11 protein-coding genes and 1 pseudogene are annotated in these 15,472 nt (G+C 69.8%); 11 read left to right on the forward strand and 1 reads right to left on the reverse strand.

Features of this window, described 5'->3' with window-relative positions:
• Positions 1-2 precede the first annotated feature (2 nt).
• From nuoE to recQ, 11 genes are all read left to right on the forward strand, one after another.
• Entirely contained in the window at positions 3-809 is an 807-nt protein-coding gene (nuoE, locus tag OG782_RS22065) for an NADH-quinone oxidoreductase subunit NuoE (RefSeq protein ID WP_406459208.1), read from the forward strand.
• Positions 806-2,173 (forward strand): NADH-quinone oxidoreductase subunit NuoF, encoded by a 1,368-nt coding sequence (gene nuoF, locus OG782_RS22070; protein WP_406453548.1) that lies wholly within the window; start codon positions 806-808, stop codon positions 2,171-2,173. Before nuoE ends, nuoF begins: the two co-directional genes overlap by 4 nt.
• A complete protein-coding gene (locus OG782_RS22075; protein ID WP_406453550.1) occupies positions 2,170-4,677 on the forward strand; it encodes an NADH-quinone oxidoreductase subunit G in 2,508 nt (835 codons plus the stop codon). The genes nuoF and OG782_RS22075 overlap by 4 nt, the downstream gene beginning before the upstream one ends.
• Positions 4,674-6,077 carry an NADH-quinone oxidoreductase subunit NuoH gene (nuoH, locus tag OG782_RS22080; RefSeq protein ID WP_406453552.1) on the forward strand — a complete coding sequence of 468 codons (1,404 nt, stop codon included), beginning with the start codon at positions 4,674-4,676 and terminating at the stop codon, positions 6,075-6,077. The genes OG782_RS22075 and nuoH overlap by 4 nt, the downstream gene beginning before the upstream one ends.
• Complete coding sequence (nuoI, locus tag OG782_RS22085; protein WP_406453554.1) at positions 6,070-6,825, forward strand: NADH-quinone oxidoreductase subunit NuoI; 756 nt, start codon at positions 6,070-6,072, stop codon at positions 6,823-6,825. The genes nuoH and nuoI overlap by 8 nt, the downstream gene beginning before the upstream one ends.
• A complete protein-coding gene (locus tag OG782_RS22090) occupies positions 6,822-7,652 on the forward strand; it encodes an NADH-quinone oxidoreductase subunit J (RefSeq protein WP_406453556.1) in 831 nt (276 codons plus the stop codon). The genes nuoI and OG782_RS22090 overlap by 4 nt, the downstream gene beginning before the upstream one ends.
• Positions 7,649-7,948 carry an NADH-quinone oxidoreductase subunit NuoK gene (nuoK, locus tag OG782_RS22095; protein ID WP_018101339.1) on the forward strand — a complete coding sequence of 100 codons (300 nt, stop codon included), beginning with the start codon at positions 7,649-7,651 and terminating at the stop codon, positions 7,946-7,948. The genes OG782_RS22090 and nuoK overlap by 4 nt, the downstream gene beginning before the upstream one ends.
• A 14-nt stretch (positions 7,949-7,962) precedes the next feature.
• Entirely contained in the window at positions 7,963-9,864 is a 1,902-nt protein-coding gene (gene nuoL / locus OG782_RS22100; protein WP_406453558.1) for an NADH-quinone oxidoreductase subunit L, read from the forward strand.
• Between the two features lie 4 nt (positions 9,865-9,868).
• Entirely contained in the window at positions 9,869-11,440 is a 1,572-nt protein-coding gene (locus OG782_RS22105) for an NADH-quinone oxidoreductase subunit M (RefSeq protein ID WP_406453560.1), read from the forward strand.
• Entirely contained in the window at positions 11,437-13,101 is a 1,665-nt protein-coding gene (gene nuoN, locus OG782_RS22110; RefSeq protein WP_406453562.1) for an NADH-quinone oxidoreductase subunit NuoN, read from the forward strand. Before OG782_RS22105 ends, nuoN begins: the two co-directional genes overlap by 4 nt.
• Before the next feature lie 167 nt (positions 13,102-13,268).
• Positions 13,269-15,278: a DNA helicase RecQ gene (gene recQ, locus OG782_RS22115; RefSeq protein ID WP_406453564.1), complete on the forward strand. Its 2,010-nt coding sequence runs from the start codon at positions 13,269-13,271 to the stop codon at positions 15,276-15,278.
• A 26-nt stretch (positions 15,279-15,304) separates the two neighbouring features.
• Here the strand turns inward: recQ and OG782_RS22120 are convergent.
• Positions 15,305-15,472: pseudogene (locus tag OG782_RS22120) on the reverse strand (Uma2 family endonuclease); the annotation flags it as partial.

The raw sequence follows: 15,472 nt of genomic DNA on the forward strand, positions 1-15,472 counted from the left end.
GGATGCCGCAGCTCCCCGCCCCCGCCTACCCGGCCGAGGTGCGCGCCAGGCTCGAAGCGGATGCGAAGGAGGTGATCGCCCGCTACCCCGGCAGCCGCTCCGCGCTGCTGCCGCTGCTGCACCTCGTGCAGTCGGAAGAGGGGTACGTCTCGCGTACGGGCATGGCGTTCTGCGCCGAACTGCTCGGCCTCACCACCGCCGAGGTCACCGCGGTCGCCACCTTCTACACGATGTACCGGCGCAAGCCGAGCGGCGACTACCAGGTCGGCGTCTGCACCAACACGCTCTGCGCGGTGATGGGCGGCGACGCGATCTTCGACCGGCTCAAGGAGCACCTCGGCGTCGGCAACGACGAGACGACCGAGGACGGCAAGGTCACCCTCGAGCACATCGAGTGCAACGCGGCCTGCGACTTCGCGCCCGTCGTGATGGTCAACTGGGAGTTCTTCGACAACCAGACGCCCGAGAGCGCGACACGGCTCGTCGACGACCTGATCGCCGGCCGTACGGTCGAACCGACCCGCGGCGCCCCGCTCTGCTCGTACAAGGAGACCGCCCGGATCCTGGCCGGATTCCCCGACGAGCGCCCCGGCGCCGTCGCGGCCTCCGGCGGCGCGGGCCCCGCCTCGCTCATCGGCCTGAAGCTGGCCAAGGGCGAAGCCGGCCCGCAGCCCCGCGTAGTGGGCCCGCGCGGCGAGTCCCCGAGCGATGAAGCGCCGCGCGACGAAGTCCCGCGCGACGAACCGCAGCAGACCTCGGCATCCGACCCGGACCACCCGGCCGGTCCCGCCGCCGAGGAGGGGGAGTGATGACGTTGGCCGCCGAAATCGACAAGAACGGGACCAGTCCCGAGAAACTTCTCTCGCCGGTCCTGTCCGCCTTCTGGGACGAGCCCGAATCCTGGACGCTGGAGACCTACCGCCGCCACGAGGGGTACGAGGGACTGCGCAAGGCGCTGGCCATGTCCCCGGACGACCTGATCGCGTACGTCAAGGACTCCGGTCTGCGCGGCCGCGGCGGCGCCGGCTTCCCCACCGGGATGAAGTGGCAGTTCATCCCGCAGGGCGACGGCAAGCCGCACTACCTGGTGGTCAACGCCGACGAGTCGGAGCCCGGGACCTGCAAGGACATCCCGCTCCTCTTCGCCAACCCGCACAGCCTGATCGAAGGCATCGTGATCGCCTGTTACGCGATCCGCTCCTCGCACGCCTTCATCTATCTGCGCGGTGAAGTCGTCCCCGTACTGCGGCGGTTGCACGAGGCCGTACGCGAGGCGTACGAGGCGGGCTATCTCGGCACGAACATCATGGGCTCCGGACTCGATCTGGAACTCACCGTGCACGCGGGCGCCGGTGCGTACATCTGCGGTGAGGAAACCGCACTGCTCGACTCGCTCGAAGGACGCCGCGGCCAGCCCCGGCTGCGCCCGCCCTTCCCCGCGGTCGCCGGCCTGTACGCCTGCCCCACTGTGGTGAACAACGTCGAGTCCATCGCCTCGGTTCCCGCGATCCTGAACAAGGGCAAGGACTGGTTCAAGTCCATGGGCAGCGAGAAGTCCCCGGGCTTCACGCTGTACTCGCTCAGCGGACATGTCCAGGGACCCGGCCAGTACGAGGCCCCGCTCGGCATCACACTGCGCCAGCTCCTCGACATGAGCGGCGGCATGCGCCCCGGGCACCGGCTGAAGTTCTGGACCCCGGGCGGCTCCTCCACCCCCATGTTCACCGAGGAGCACCTCGACGTGCCCCTCGACTACGAGGGTGTCGGCGCCGCCGGATCCATGCTCGGCACCAAGGCGCTCCAGTGCTTCGACGAGACCACCTGCGTGGTCAGGGCCGTCACCCGCTGGACCGAGTTCTACGCCCACGAGTCCTGCGGCAAGTGCACGCCCTGCCGTGAAGGCACGTACTGGCTCGTCCAGTTGCTCCGCGACATCGAAGCGGGCAAGGGACAGCTGTCCGACCTCGACAAGCTGAACGACATCGCCGACAACATCAACGGCAAGTCGTTCTGCGCCCTCGGCGACGGCGCCGCCTCGCCGATCTTCTCCTCGCTGAAGTACTTCCGCGACGAGTACGAGCAGCACATCACCGGCAAGGGCTGCCCCTTCGATCCCGCCAGGTCGACCGTCTGGGCCGACGACAAGAACGCATCCCAGGGGGTGAACGCATGACAGTCACCACGAGTGCGCCCTCCGGGGGCGGCGAGGCGGCGCTCCCGCCCGAGGACCTGGTCACGCTGACCATCGACGGCATCTCGATCAGCGTGCCCAAGGGCACCCTGGTCATCCGCGCCGCCGAACTCCTCGGCATCGAGATCCCGCGCTTCTGCGACCACCCGCTCCTCGACCCGGCCGGCGCCTGCCGCCAGTGCATCGTCGAGGTCGAGGGCCAGCGCAAGCCGATGGCGTCCTGCACCATCACCTGCACCGACGGCATGGTCGTCAAGTCGCAGATCACCTCGCCGGTCGCCGACAAGGCGCAGCGCGGTGTGATGGAGCTGCTGCTCATCAACCACCCGCTGGACTGTCCGGTCTGCGACAAGGGCGGCGAGTGCCCGCTGCAGAACCAGGCGATGTCGCACGGCGACGCGACCTCCCGCTTCGACGGGAAGAAGCGGACGTACGAGAAGCCCGTCCCGATCTCCACCCAGGTGCTGCTGGACCGTGAGCGGTGCGTGCTCTGCGCGCGCTGCACCCGGTTCTCCAACCAGGTGGCGGGCGACCCGATGATCGAGCTGATCGAGCGCGGCGCGCTCCAGCAGGTCGGCACCGGCGAGGGCGACCCGTTCGAGTCGTACTTCTCCGGCAACACCATCCAGATCTGCCCCGTCGGGGCGCTGACCTCGGCGGCGTACCGGTTCCGCTCCCGCCCCTTCGACCTGGTGTCGACGCCCTCGGTGTGCGAGCACTGCGCCGGCGGCTGCGCCACCCGCACCGACCACCGGCGCGGCAAGGTCATGCGGCGCCTCGCCTCCAACGACCCCGAGGTCAACGAGGAGTGGCTCTGCGACAAGGGCCGCTTCGGCTTCCGCTACGCCCAGCAGCGCGACCGGCTCACCACCCCGCTGGTGCGGGGCGAGTCCGGTGAGCTGGAGCCGGCGAGCTGGCCCGAGGCGCTGGCCGCCGCGGCCGCCGGACTGTCCGCCGCACGGGGCAGGACGGGTGTCCTCACGGGCGGCCGGCTGACCGTCGAGGACGCGTACGCGTACAGCAAGTTCGCCCGGATCGCCCTGGACACCAACGACATCGACTTCCGGGCCCGTGTGCACAGCGGCGAGGAGGGCGACTTCCTGGCCGCCCGGGTCGCCGGTCGCGGCAAGGACCTGGACGGCAGGGGTGTCACGTACACCTCGCTGGAGAAGGCCCCGGCCGTGCTGCTGGTCGGATTCGAGTCCGAGGAGGAGGCGCCCGGCGTCTTCCTGCGGCTGCGCAAGGCGAACCGCAAGCACGGACAGCGCACCTTCGCCGTCGCCTCGCACGCCACCCGCGGCCTCACGAAGGCGGGCGGCACGCTGCTGCCCGCCGCCCCCGGCACCGAGACCGAGTGGCTGGACGCGATCGCCGGCGGTGTCGGCCTCGACGGTGACGGAGCCGCCGCGGCCGAGGCGCTGCGCGGCGACGGAGCCCTGATCGTGGTGGGCGAACGGCTCGCCGGTGTGCCGGGCGGGCTGACCGCCGCGGTACGGACCGCGACCGCGACCGGCGCCACCCTGGTGTGGATCCCGCGCCGGGCCGGCGAACGCGGTGCGGTGGAGGCGGGCGCGCTCCCGTCGCTGCTGCCCGGCGGCCGCCCGGCCACCGACCCGCGGGCCCGGGACGAGGTGGCGGCGCTCTGGGGCGTCGCCGAACTCCCGTCCCGCTTCGGCCGCGACACCGGCCAGATCGTCGAGGCCGCGGCCACCGGCGAACTGGGCGCGCTGCTCGTCGCCGGTGTCGAGACGGCCGACCTGCCCGATCCGGCACGGGCCCTGGAGGCCCTGGACCGGGTCGGCTTCCTGGTCTCGCTGGAGCTGCGCCCCAGCGAGGTCACCGACCGCGCCGACGTGGTGTTCCCGGTGGCCGCGGTCGCCGAGAAGTCCGGCACCTTCCTCAACTGGGAGGGCAGGGCGCGGATGTTCGAGGCCGCGCTGAAGCCCGAGCAGATGACGCGGAACCTGGCCCCGGGCGATGCCCGGGTGCTGCACATGCTGGCCGACGCGCTGGACGTCCACTTCGCGCTGCCGGACCTGAAGTCCGTACGCCGTGAGCTGGACCGGCTCGGCGGCTGGCAGGGCGCGCACGCGGACGACCCGCGCGCGTCCGCCCGTCCGCTGCCCCGGCCCGGCGACGGCGAGGCGGTCCTCGCGGGCCACCGGATGCTGCTCGACCTGGGCCGGCTCCAGGAGGGTGACGAGGCGCTGGCCGGGACCCGGCACGCCGCGGTCGCCCGGCTCTCCGCCGTCACCGCCGCCGAGACCGGCGTCAAGGACGGCGATCTGCTGGCCGTCTCCGGCCCGGCGGGCAGCGTCCAGCTCCCGCTCCGGGTCACCGAGATGCCGGACCGGGTGGTCTGGGTGCCGCTGAACTCCGTCGGGCGGGGTGTTCCGGCCGGCACCGGTGTCCAGCCCGGCGGTCTGGTCCGGATCGGCCCCGCCGCACCCGGTACTCCCGACGTCACACCGGAGGTGGGGGCGTGAGTGCCTTCGCTCAACTGGCAGCGGCACCGCACGGCGCCGTGCTCGCCGCCGAGGACCTGTCGATGTTCGGCACCGACCCCTGGTGGCTCGTCGTCATCAAGGCGGTCTTCTGCTTCGCGTTCCTGATGGTGACCGTGCTCTTCTCCATCGTGTGGGAGCGCAAGGTCGTCGCCTGGATGCAGCTGCGCATCGGACCCAACCGGCACGGCCCCTGGGGCATGCTCCAGTCGCTCGCCGACGGCATCAAGCTGATGCTGAAGGAAGACCTCATCGTCAAGCGGGCGGACAAGGTCGTCTACGTCCTCGCCCCGATCATCGCGGCGATCCCGGCGTTCATGGCGATCGCGGTCATCCCGTTCGGGCCGTCCGGCAACGAGGTCTCGATCTTCGGCCACCGTACGGCGATGCAGCTCACCGACCTGCCGATCGCGATGCTCTACATCCTCGCGGTCGCCTCGGTCGGGATCTACGGCATCGTGCTGGCGGGCTGGTCCTCCGGATCGACGTACCCGCTGCTCGGCGGGCTCCGCTCCTGCGCGCAGATGATCTCCTACGAGATCGCGATGGGCGCCGCGTTCGCCTCGGTCTTCCTCTACTCCGGGTCGATGTCGACGTCGAAGATCGTGGAGGCGCAGCAGGACCGCTGGTTCATCATCCTGCTGCCGGTCTCCTTCATCATCTACATCGTCACGATGGTCGGTGAGACCAACCGCGCCCCGTTCGACATGCCGGAGTCCGAGGGCGACCTGGTCGGCGGCTTCAACACCGAGTACTCGTCGATCAAGTTCGCGATGTTCATGCTCGCCGAGTACGTCAACATGGTCACCGTCTCCGCGGTCTCCACGACCCTGTTCCTGGGCGGCTGGCGGGCCCCGTGGCCGATCAGCACCTTCTGGGAGGGTGCGAACCACGGCTGGTGGCCGATGCTCTGGTTCGTCATCAAGGTCCAGCTGCTGCTGTTCTTCTTCATCTGGCTGCGCGGCACGCTGCCCCGGGTCCGCTACGACCAGCTGATGAAGCTGGGCTGGAAGGTCCTGATCCCGGTCTCCGTCGTCTGGCTGATGCTGGTCGCGACGGTGCGGGCGCTGCGCAACGAGGGCTACGACTTCTCGAAGATCCTGCTCTATGTGGCCGGGGCCGTGATCGCGGTCCTGCTGATCTCCTTCGTCGTCGACATCTTCCGCGACAAGAAGGGCCGGGAGGCCGCGGCCAACGCGGAACCGGAGCCGGCGTTCGACCCGATGGCGGGCGGATTCCCGGTGCCGCCGCTGCCCGGACAGACCCTGCCGCCCGTGCCGCGGCGCAGGCCGCGCCATGAGCGCGAGCTCGTTGTCAGTGGTGGCATGGATACTCAGAGTGACGGAAATCCGAGTGACGGAAAGGAGGCCGGCGGTGTCTGAACTGCCTGAGTCGCCGGGGTCCAAGAGGCCGGCGAAGTCCACCGGCCCGAAGGGGTCGGCCGCGTCCTCGGGGGCCTCGGGGGCCTCCGGGTCCACGCAGTCCTCCCAGCCTTCGCAGTCCCCGCAGTCCCCGCAGTCCTCGGAGGACAAGTTCCAGAATCCGGTGGCCGGCTTCGGCGTGACCTTCAAGGCCATGTTCAAGAAGCGGCTGACCGAGCAGTATCCGGAGACGCCGAAGGTGACGGCGCCGCGCTTCCACGGCCGCCACCAGCTCAACCGCCACCCGGACGGCCTGGAGAAGTGCGTCGGCTGCGAGCTGTGCGCCTGGGCCTGCCCGGCGGACGCGATCTACGTCGAGGGCGCGGACAACACCGAGGAGGAGCGGTACTCCCCGGGGGAGCGCTACGGCCGCGTCTACCAGATCAACTACGCGCGCTGCATCCTCTGCGGACTGTGCATCGAGGCGTGCCCGACCCGGGCGCTCACGATGACCAATGAGTTCGAGCTCGCCAACACCACCCGCGAGAGCCTCATCTACACCAAGGACGAGCTGCTCGCGGGCCTGGAGGAAGGCATGGTCGACAGCCCGCACGCGATCTTCCCCGGCATGGACGAACAGGACTACTACCGGGGCCTGGTGACCGAGGCCGCCCCGGGTACGGAGCGCCAGACCGCCGTCTCCAAGGGCGAGAAGCCGGACGACGCGAACGGCGAGAGCAACGGCGCCGCGCAGGAGGTGGACGCATGACCGGCCTGGCCGCCGCGGCCTCTCAGACCTCGACCGGCGAGGCGTTCCAGTTCTGGGTGCTGGGCACGGTCGCCGTGATCGGCGCCCTGTCCACCGTACTGATGAAGAAGGCGGTGCACAGCGCGCTGAGCCTCGCCGGGACCATGATCATCCTGGCGGTGTTCTACCTCGCCAACGGTGCCTACTTCCTCGGCGTCGTCCAGGTCGTCGTCTACACCGGCGCGATCATGATGCTGTTCCTCTTCGTGGTCATGCTCGTCGGTGTCACGGCGGCGGACTCGCTGAAGGAGACCCTCAAGGGCCAGCGCTGGCTGGCCGCCGGCTGCGGGCTCGGCTTCGGCGTCCTGCTGATCGCCGGCATCGGCAACGCCTCGCTGAACAGCTTCAACGGGCTGGGCACCGCCAACGCCGAGCACGGCGGAAACGTGGAGGGGCTCGCCAGCCTCATCTTCACCAAGTACGTCTTCGCCTTCGAGATCACCGGCGCCCTGCTGATCACCGCGACGGTCGGCGCGATGGTGCTCACGCACCGCGAGCGCACCGAACGGGCCAAGAACCAGCGGGAGATGTCCGAGGACCGCGTGCGCAGCAACCACCTGCCGCCGCTGCCCGCACCCGGCGTCTACGCCCGGCACAACGCCGTGGACGTCGCCGGACTGCTCCCCGACGGCACGCCGGCCGAACTCACCGTCATGCAGACGCTGCGCAAGCGCGGCCAGATGCGCGATGTGTCCAACGAATCGCTGGCCGGCCTCAAGGCACTGGAGCAGCGCTCCGGTGAGCGGCTCGGCCGGGACGCCGCAGAAGAAGAGGAGGTCGCCAAGTGAATCCGGTCAACTACCTCTATCTCGCCGCTCTGCTGTTCACCATCGGCGCGGCCGGGGTGCTGATCAGGCGGAACGCGATCGTGGTGTTCATGTGCGTGGAGCTGATGCTCAACGCCTGCAACCTCGCGTTCGTCACCTTCTCCCGGATGCACGGCAATCTCGACGGCCAGATCATCGCCTTCTTCACGATGGTCGTCGCCGCCGCGGAGGTCGTGGTCGGGCTCGCGATCATCGTGTCGCTGTTCCGTTCCCGCCACTCGGCCTCGGTCGACGACGCCAGCCTGATGAAGTTGTAAGGGGCGCTTGAACCGTGGAGAACCTGATTGCGCTGCTCGTCGCGGCGCCCCTGCTCGGAGCGGCGGTGCTGCTCTGCGGCGGCCGGCGCCTGGACCGCGTGGGCCACTGGCTCGGCACCGCGCTCGCCGCCGCCTCGTTCGTCGTCGCGGTGGTGCTCTTCGCCAACATGCTGAGCAAGAGCGCCGACGACCGCGCGCTGCACCAGTTCCTGTTCAGCTGGATTCCGGTCGAGGGCTTCCAGGCCGATGTGGCCTTCCAGCTCGACCAGCTGTCGATGACCTTCGTACTGCTGATCACCGGTGTGGGCACGCTGATCCACATCTACTCGATCGGCTACATGGAGCACGATGAGCGCCGGCGCCGCTTCTTCGGCTATCTGAACCTGTTCCTCGCGGCGATGCTGATCCTGGTCATCGCCGACAACTACCTGCTGCTGTACGTCGGGTGGGAGGGCGTCGGTCTGGCGTCGTACCTGCTCATCGGCTTCTGGCAGCACAAGCCCAGCGCGGCCACCGCCGCGAAGAAGGCCTTCCTGGTCAACCGGGTCGGCGACATGGGCCTGTCGATCGCGATCATGCTGATGTTCACCACCTTCGGCACCTTCGCCTTCGGCCCCGTCCTGGACGCCGCCGACGGCGGCCAGGCGAGCGAGGGCAAGCTGACGGCGATCGGCCTGATGCTGCTGCTCGCCGCCTGCGGCAAGTCGGCCCAGGTGCCGCTTCAGTCCTGGCTCGGTGACGCGATGGAGGGCCCGACCCCGGTCTCGGCCCTGATCCACGCCGCCACCATGGTGACCGCGGGCGTCTACCTGATCGTCCGCTCCGGCGCGATCTTCAACGGCGCCCCGGACGCCCAGCTGGTCGTCGTGATCGTCGGAGCGGTCACGCTGATCTTCGGTGCGATCGTCGGTTGCGCGAAGGACGACATCAAGAAGGCCCTCGCCGGGTCGACGATGTCGCAGATCGGCTACATGATCCTGGCCGCCGGGCTCGGCCCGATCGGCTACGTCTTCGCGATCATGCACCTGGTGACGCACGGCTTCTTCAAGGCCGGGCTCTTCCTCGGCGCCGGTTCGGTCATGCACGGCATGAACGACGAGGTCGACATGAGGAAGTTCGGCGGCCTGCGGAAGTACATGCCGGTCACCTTCGTCACCTTCGGGCTCGGCTACCTCGCGATCATCGGCTTCCCCGGTCTGTCCGGCTTCTTCTCCAAGGACAAGATCATCGAGGCCGCCTTCGCCAAGGGCGGCACCGAGGGCTGGATCCTCGGAGCCGTGACCCTGATCGGCGCCGCGATCACCGCGTTCTACATGACGCGCGTGATGCTGCTGACGTTCTTCGGCGAGAAGCGCTGGCAGCCGGACGCGGAAGGCCACGAGCCGCATCCGCACGAGTCCCCGAAGTCCATGACCATCCCCATGATCGTCCTGGCGTTCGGTTCGGTCTTCGCCGGAGGCTTCTTCTCCATCGGCGACCGCTTCCTGCACTGGCTGGAGCCCGTCACCGGTCACGAACACGGGGACGCCCCGGTCAGCGCGACCACCGTCACCGCCGCCACCATGGTGGTGCTCGTCATCGGTGTCGCCATCGCCTGGGCGATGTACGGCCGCAAGCCGGTGCCCGTCCTCGCCCCGCGCGGCTCGCTGCTCACCCGGGCAGCCCGCCGCGATCTGCTCCAGGACGACTTCAACCACGTGGTCCTGGTCCGCGGCGGCGAACACCTCACCCGCTCCCTGGTCTACGTCGACCACTCCCTGGTCGACGGCGTCGTCAACGGCACGGCCGCTTCCATGGGCGGACTCTCCGGCCGGCTGCGCAAACTGCAGAACGGCTACGCCCGCTCCTACGCGGTCTCGATGTTCGGCGGTACGGCGGTCGTCATCGCCGCGACCCTGCTGATGAGGGCGGTCTGATCACATGTCCTTTCCCCTCCTGACAGCGACGGCGGCGCTCCCGGCGATCGGTGCGATCGCCACCGCCGCCGTCCCGGCCGCCCGGCGCACCGCCGCCAAATGGCTGGCGCTCGCCTTCTCGCTGGGCACCCTGGTGCTGGCGGGCATCGCGCTCGTCCGCTTCGAGCCCGGCGGCAGCCGCTACCAGCTCACCGAATCGCACGCCTGGATCAAGGACTTCGGCGTGCGGTACGAACTGGGGGTGGACGGCATCGGGCTGGCGCTCATGGCGCTCACCGCCCTGCTGATCCCCTTCGTCATCCTGGCCGGCTGGCACGACGCCGACCCCCTGGAGACGAGCTCCTCGCGCTGGCGCCCCACCCAGGGCTTCTTCGCCCTGATCCTGATGGTCGAAGCGATGGTGATCCTCTCCTTCGTGGCCACCGACGTCTTCCTCTTCTACATCCTCTTCGAAGCCATGCTCATCCCGATGTACTTCCTCATCGGCGGTTTCGGGGACCGGGCCCACGCCGGCAGCGACGAGAACGCCTCCGCGCAGCGCTCGTACGCGGCGGTGAAGTTCCTCCTCTACAACCTGGTCGGCGGCCTCATCATGCTGGCCGCGGTCATCGGGCTGTATGTGGTGGCGGGGTCGTTCTCGCTCTCCGAGATCGCCGAGGCGAGGGCCAACGGCTCGCTGACCATGGCGACCGGCACCGAGCGCTGGCTCTTCCTCGGGTTCTTCTTCGCCTTCGCGGTGAAGGCCCCGCTGTGGCCGCTGCACACCTGGCTGCCCAACGCCATGGGCGAGGCGACCACCCCGGTCGCCGTCCTGATCACCGCGGTGGTCGACAAGGTCGGCACCTTCGCGATGCTGCGCTTCTGTCTCCAGCTCTTCCCGGAGGCCAGCAAGTGGGCCACGCCGGTGATCCTGGTCCTGGCGCTGATCAGCATCGTGTACGGGGCGCTGCTCGCCGTCGGCCAGCGCGACATCAAGCGGCTGATCGCCTACGCGTCGATCTCGCACTTCGGCTTCATCATCCTGGGCATCTTCGCGATGACCAGCCAGGGCCAGTCGGGCGCGACGCTGTACATGGTCAACCACGGCATCTCGACCGCCGCGCTGATGCTGGTGGCGGGCTTCCTGATCACCCGGCGCGGATCGCGGCTCATCGCCGACTACGGCGGAGTGCAGAAGGTGGCCCCGGTCCTGGCCGGCACCTTCCTGATCGGTGGTCTGGCCACGCTGTCGCTGCCGGGGCTCGCCCCGTTCGTCAGTGAGTTCCTCGTCCTGGTCGGCGCGTTCTCCGCGTACCCGGCGGCCGGCATCATCGCCACCACCGGGATCGTGCTCGCCGCGATCTACGTCCTCGTCCTCTACCAGCGGACGATGACGGGACCGGTCAAGGCCGAGGTCCAGGGCATGGCGGACCTCAAGGTCCGTGAGCTGGTGGTGGTCGTCCCGCTGATCGCGCTGCTGATCTTCCTGGGCGTCTACCCGAAGCCGCTGACCGAGATCGTCAACCCGGCGGTGCAGCACACCATGTCGGACGTACAGAAGAAGGACCCCCAGCCCGAGGTGGAGGCCGCCAAGTGAGCGCAACAGCTGTCCACAGCCTGTGGACAATGGCGGGCGGGGTGACATCTGCCGCCCCGGACGAGAAGTTCAAGGCCCCGGTCATCGAGTACACCCAGCTGACCCCGGTCCTGATCGTGATCGGTGTCGCCGTCCTGGGCGTGCTCGTCGAGGCCTTCGTGCCGCGCCGGGCCCGCTACTACACGCAGGTCTTCCTGACCGTCGTCGCACTGGTCGCCGCGTTCGCCGCGGTGATCGGCCTGGCGGCCGCCGGATACGGTACGACAAAGGCGCACATCGCCGCCATGGGGGCCATCGCCGTCGACGGACCCGCCCTGTTCCTCCAGGGCACCATCCTGCTGACGTCACTGGTCGCCGTCTTCACCTTCGCCGAACGGCGCCTGGACCCCGAGTCGCACGGGAACAGGGTCGACTCGTTCGCCGCCCAGGCCGCTTCGGTCCCCGGCAGCGACAGCGAGAAGGCCGCAGTCAAGGCCGGATTCACCACCACCGAGGTCTTCCCGCTGGTGCTCTTCTCGGTGGCGGGCATGCTCGTCTTCCCGGCGGCCAACGATCTGCTGACGCTCTTCGTGGCCCTGGAAGTCTTCTCGCTCCCGCTCTACCTCCTGTGCGCCGTCGCCCGCCGCAAGCGGCTGATGTCGCAGGAGGCCGCGGTGAAGTACTTCCTGCTCGGCGCCTTCTCCTCGGCGTTCCTGCTCTTCGGGATCGCCCTGCTCTACGGGTACGCGGGCTCCGTCTCGTACGCGCAGATCGCCACCGTCGTCGACGGCTCGATCCAGCAGATCGACCCGGCGCTGGCCGACACCATGGGCAATGACGCGCTGCTGCTCATCGGCGGCGCGATGATCCTGACCGGCCTGCTCTTCAAGGTCGGCGCCGTCCCGTTCCACATGTGGACCCCGGACGTCTACCAGGGCGCCCCGACCCCGGTCACCGGCTTCATGGCCGCGGCCACGAAGGTCGCCGCGTTCGGCGCGCTGCTGCGCCTGCTGTACGTGGTGCTGCCGGGCCTCAGCTGGGACCTGCGCCCGGTCATGTGGGGCATCGCGATCGTCACCATGGTCGGCGGTGCGATCGTCGCGATCACCCAGACCGACATCAAGCGGCTGCTGGCCTACTCCTCGATCGCGCACGCCGGATTCATCCTCGCCGGTGTCATCGCGGCCACCCCGCAGGGCATCTCCTCGGTGCTCTTCTACCTGGCCACGTACTCCTTCGTGACCGTCGGCGCCTTCGCCGTCGTCACCCTGGTGCGTGACGCGGGCGGCGAGGCGACGCACCTGTCGAAGTGGGCCGGTCTCGGCCGGCGCTCGCCGCTGGTCGCCGCGGTCTTCGCGGTGTTCCTGCTGGCCTTCGCCGGAATCCCGCTCACCTCGGGCTTCTCCGGCAAGTTCGCGGTGTTCAAGGCCGCGGCCGAGGGCGGCGCGGGCGCACTGGTCGTCGTCGGTGTGATCTCCTCGGCGATCGCCGCGTTCTTCTACATCAGGGTCATCGTGCTGATGTTCTTCAGCGAGCCGAAGGCGGACGGCCCCACGGTCGCCGTCCCGTCCCCGCTGACGATGACCACGATCGCCGTCGGCGTCGCGGTCACCCTGGTGCTGGGCCTGGCCCCGCAGTACTTCCTGGACCTGGCGAGCCAGGCCGGAGTGTTCGTGAGGTAGGCGGACGCACCACCGCTGCGACAGCGCCGGACGGACTTGGAAGTCAAGCCCGTCCGGCTTTGTCGTAGGCGGCGCCTATCGTGGCAGGGGAGAGCGCAGGGACAGAACGGGACAGCCGTCGGGGGAACAGAGCGATGAGCATGACGGACGGGACAGGCGTGACGGACATGACCACTGACGCGACCACGGGCGTGACCGAGAGTGCTGCGCGGCAGACGCTCCACCGGGTTTTCGGGTACGAGACGTTCCGGGGCGAGCAGGAAGCGGTCGTCGACCATGTGGTGGCGGGCGGGGACGCCGTCGTCCTCATGCCCACCGGCGGCGGCAAGTCCCTCTGCTACCAGATCCCGGCCCTGGTCAGAGCGGGCACGGGCATCGTCATCTCCCCGCTGATCGCCCTGATGCAGGACCAGGTGGACGCCCTGCGGGCACTCGGCGTGCGGGCCGGGTTCATCAACTCCACACAGGACTTCGACGAGCGCCGCTCGATGGAGGCCCAGTTCATCGCAGGCGAGCTGGATCTCCTGTACCTGGCCCCCGAGCGCCTCCGTCTGGACTCCACCCTCGGTCTGCTCTCCCGGGGCGAGATCTCCGTCTTCGCGATCGACGAGGCGCACTGTGTCGCCCAGTGGGGTCACGACTTCCGGCCCGACTACCTGGCCCTGTCCGTGCTGGGCGAGCGCTGGCCCGACGTCCCGCGCATCGCCCTGACGGCCACGGCGACGGACGCCACGCACCGCGAGATCACCCAGCGCCTGGGCATGCCCGACGCCAAGCACTTCGTGGCGAGCTTCGACCGCCCCAACATCCAGTACCGCATCGTGCCGAAGGCCGACCCGAAGAAGCAGCTGCTCTCCTTCCTGAAGGAGGAGCACGCCGGGGACGCGGGCATCGTCTACTGCCTCTCGCGCAACTCCACGGAGAAGACCGCCGAGTACCTCTGCCGCAACGGCATCGAGGCCGTTCCGTACCACGCGGGCCTGGACGCGGGCACCCGCGCGGTCCACCAGTCCCGCTTCCTGCGCGAGGAGGGCCTGGTCGTCGTCGCGACGATCGCCTTCGGCATGGGCATCGACAAGCCGGACGTACGGTTCGTCGCCCACCTGGACCTGCCGAAGTCCGTCGAGGGCTACTACCAGGAGACCGGCCGCGCCGGACGTGACGGAACCCCGTCCACGGCCTGGATGGCGTACGGCCTCCAGGACGTCGTCCAGCAGCGCAAGCTCATCCAGGGCGGGGAGGGCGACGAGGCGTTCCGCCGCCGCGCCGCCTCGCACCTGGACTCCATGCTGGCGCTGTGCGAGACCGTCCAGTGCCGCAGGGCCCAACTGCTCACGTACTTCGGCCAGGAGCCCACCACGGCCTCCTGCGGCAACTGCGACACCTGCCTGACCCCGCCCGAGACCTGGGACGGCACGGTGGTCTCCCAGAAGCTGCTGTCCACGGTGGTCCGGCTGAAGCGGGAGCGCGGCCAGAAGTTCGGGGCCGGCCAGATCATCGACATCCTGCTGGGCCGCAAGACCGCGAAGGTCATCCAGTTCGACCACGACCAGCTCTCGGTGTTCGGCATCGGCGAGGAGCTGGCCGAGGCGGAATGGCGCGGCGTGGTCCGGCAGCTGCTGGCCCAGGGACTGCTCGCCGTCGAGGGCGAGTACGGCACGCTGGTGCTCACGGAGGAGAGCGCCACCGTGCTCGGCCGGGAGCGCGAGGTGCTGCTGCGCAAGGAGGCGAAGCAGGCCGCGTCGTCCCGCTCCTCCTCGAAGGGCGAGCGCAGGGCGAAGTCCTCGGCAGCCGCCGCCGAGCTCCCCCCGGAGGCGCTCCCGGTCTTCGAGGCGCTGCGCGCCTGGCGCGGCGCCCAGGCCAAGGAGCTGGGCCTGCCCGCGTATGTGATCTTCCACGACGCCACGCTGCGCGAGATCGCGTCCCTGCGCCCGTCGTCGCTCGGTGAGCTGGGCGGGATCAGCGGACTGGGCGAGAAGAAGCTGGCGACGTACGGGGAAGGCGTACTGGAGGTGCTGGCCGGCCTCCCGGGCGAGGCGGCACCCGCGGCCCCTGCGGAGGCGGCCCCGGCGCCGGCTCCCACGGCTGGGGCCCCTGCGGCGGCTCCGGTCCGGGTGCCCGCTCCGGCCGGCGATCCGGAGTTCGGCTGGGACGAGGAGCCGCCGGAGTACGAGTGAGCCCTCGGCTGCGGCGGGCGGCGGACCTACTGCGGGTCCGGCGCCCGGCGGCGCGGGGTGATGGCCGTGAGGTCGACCGGGAAGGGGACGGACACCTTCATCCGGTCGTGGAAGACCCCGGTGGCCGGTGGAGACCCCGCGGCGGGTGGTCCGGGATGCCGGACCACCCGGGTGCCCGGCACGGCACCTCGCGC

It is taken from the genome of Streptomyces sp. NBC_00876, from assembly GCF_045207435.1.
Classification (GTDB): domain Bacteria; phylum Actinomycetota; class Actinomycetes; order Streptomycetales; family Streptomycetaceae; genus Streptomyces.